At 35.4% G+C, this 229-nt stretch carries 1 protein-coding gene; it reads right to left on the bottom strand.

The window, feature by feature from the left end:
- Nucleotides 1–51: 51 nt before the first annotated feature.
- Nucleotides 52–192: a deoxyribodipyrimidine photo-lyase gene (locus A0125_RS16690; protein ID WP_082785066.1), complete on the bottom strand. Its 141-nt coding sequence runs from the start codon at nucleotides 190–192 to the stop codon at nucleotides 52–54.
- Between the last annotated feature and the right edge of the window lie 37 nt (nucleotides 193–229).

Below are 229 nucleotides of genomic sequence, written 5' to 3' on the forward strand. Positions count from 1 at the left end.
GATCTGTCGATCTAATAAAGCGGCTAATCTATATAACCAACATATTCGTAATCAGATCTTATTTCGAGACGAAGAGCTTACAGGGGGCGATTTGATTATATCAGCTTTTTGGACTGCCTCGAGTAGAATCTCATTGTCGTGTAAGCGCAAATCATTCCTGAACCAAACAAGAACAACCTTCTTTTTATCCATAAATTGTGTGAATCTTACTTATTACAAATATAAGTTT

The sequence above is a fragment of the Sphingobacterium populi genome (genome assembly GCF_001586775.1).
Lineage (GTDB): Bacteria > Bacteroidota > Bacteroidia > Sphingobacteriales > Sphingobacteriaceae > Sphingobacterium > Sphingobacterium populi.

Excerpts from the sequence above, each read along its gene's own strand:
- A0125_RS16690 (WP_082785066.1), bottom strand. The coding sequence starts at position 192 with ATGGATAAAAAGAAGGTTGTTCTTGTTTGGTTCAGGAATGATTTGCGC.